The sequence below is a fragment of the Kribbella sp. NPDC002412 genome, from assembly GCF_053592935.1.
The window spans coordinates 1-2011 of record NZ_JBSFBL010000137.1 but is presented as its reverse complement, the minus strand read 5'-3'; the positions used below and the strand labels follow the sequence as shown (position 1 = coordinate 2011).

At 67.8% G+C, this 2011-nt stretch carries 2 protein-coding genes; one reads left to right on the top strand and one right to left on the bottom strand.

All coding sequences use genetic code 11. The annotated features are described in order from the left end of the window. A partial coding sequence (locus tag ACWCOV_RS41710) for an ABC transporter substrate-binding protein (protein ID WP_449834915.1) occupies nucleotides 1–1129 on the bottom strand: 1129 nt, incomplete at its 3' end. Between the two features lie 194 nt (nucleotides 1130–1323). Here ACWCOV_RS41710 and ACWCOV_RS41705 point away from each other — a divergent pair. Beyond that, nucleotides 1324–2011 (top strand): FadR/GntR family transcriptional regulator (locus tag ACWCOV_RS41705; protein WP_449834914.1); only part of this gene is annotated, 688 nt, incomplete at its 3' end.

The following is a 2011-nucleotide window of genomic DNA, read 5'->3' as shown; positions in this document are numbered from 1 at the left end:
TCTTCACCACCTGGCCGCAGGAGATCGCGTACGGCAGGGTGGGCAGCCGCAGCCGCAGCGTCTTGCCCGCGGCGCCGGATGCCTGCAGCAACGACTTCGCCTTGGCCTGGTCGTACGGCGCGACGTTCGTGAGGTCCTCGTACCAGGGGTCGGTCGGCGGGACCATGCTGCCGATCAGTTTCCCGCGACCGGCCCAGCAGGTGTCCAGCAGCGCCTTGTGGTCGATCGCCATCCGGATCGCCTGCCGGGTCCGGATGTCTTTGAAGATCGGCTCGGAGTTGTTGAACGACAGCAGCACCTCGCCGTTGGTCGTCCCCTCGATCACCTGGTACTTGTCGTTGCTGGTGAACTGGCTGAGCGCCTCCGGCGCCTGCACGGTGCCGATCACGTTGATCGTCCCGGTCAGCAGCGCGTTGTTCAGCGCGGTCGCGTCCTTGAAGTACTTCAGCGTGATCTGGTTGAAGAACGGCTTCGTGCCCCAATAGTCGTCGTTGCGCTGCAGCACGATCGAGTCGCCGCGGTTCCACTTGGAGAACTTGAACGCCCCGGTGCCGACCGGCGCGGTCGCCAGCGCGCTCACCCCGGTCTCGGAGAACATCGCGCCGATCCGGGTCGTCATCCGGAACAGCCAGCCGTTGCTCGGCTTCGACAGCGTCACCTGCAACTGCGTCGGCGACAGCGCCTTCGCTTCCTGTACGACGTCCATCGCCGACGCCAGCGAGGTCGTCCACGCGGTCTTCACCCGGTTGATGCTGAATACCGCGTCGGCCGCGGTGAACGGCTTGCCGTTGGTGAACTCGGCGTTGTCGACCAGGTCGAAGGTGTAGGTCTTGCGGTCCGGCGAGAGCGTCCACGACTTCGCCAGCTCCGGCACGATCTTGCCGGAGTCGTCCTGCTTGACCAGGCGCTCGTACACGTTGCCGAGCAGCGCCTGCGGGATCGCGGCGCCGTCGGTGGTGGTGAAGTCGAGGCTGGCCGGCTCCGCGACCAGGCCGATCGACAGCGACTGGTCACCGCCCGGCGAACTGCCCGGGGTCGTGGTGGATCCGGCCGAACAGGCGGTCAGGACCAGGAGAGCTGCGGAGGCGGCCAACGCCACCGCCCGTTGGTGATACGACGACGACTTCACGCGAACTCCTCCAGTGCTGCCGGCTGTGTGCTCGCCGCATTCTGGCGATCTGTGCGGAGTCCGCTGAACGGGGCCACGCCGCTCCGGCGAGTTCGCCGTACAGCTGTGACTGGTCCGACCAGTGGACTAGGTGTCAGTGGTCCACTAGGTTTATCGCTACGCAGGGGTCTGTCAAGCGATTGGGGTGCTCCGGAATGACCAAGAGTCCGCGATTCGAGCCGGTGCAGCCTGTCCGCGCGTACCAGCGGATCGTCGAGCAGGTCGAGGAGGCGCTGATCCGGGGTGACCTCGCTCCCGGCCAGCGGTTGCCGAGCGAGCGCGAGCTGGTCGCGCAGTTCGAGGTCAGCCGGTCGACGGTGCGCGAGGCGCTGCGGGTGCTGGAGAGCAACGGCGTCGTCCGGTCCCGCCCGGGCGACCCGAACGGACCGGAGATCCTGCCGTTCTCCCAGGCCGCGCTGCGCAAGCAGATGGTCCGGCTGGCCCGGGTGGACGAGCTGACCCTGAGCGAGCTGATCGGGTTCCGGATGATCATGGACGGCGCCGCGATCCAGGTCGCGTCCCGGCTCCGCACGCCCGAGCAGCTGGCCGAGATGGAGGAGACGCTGGTCGCCATGCGGGCCGCGATCGACGTCGACTTCGCCGCCTTCAGCGAGGCGGACCTGGCCTTCCACGACGTGATCGCGCAGATCAGCCGCAACTCGCTGATCCAGACCTGCAACGAGGTCGTCCGCGGCGTCGTGCTCAGCCTGATCTCGGACAAGATCGCGCACGCCGGCAACAGCCGCGCCCTGATGCTCGAGTCGCTCCAGCACCACGCCGAGGTGGTGGACGCGATCCGCGCCGGCAACGGTCACGCGGCCGCCCGGATCGCCCGGCAGAACA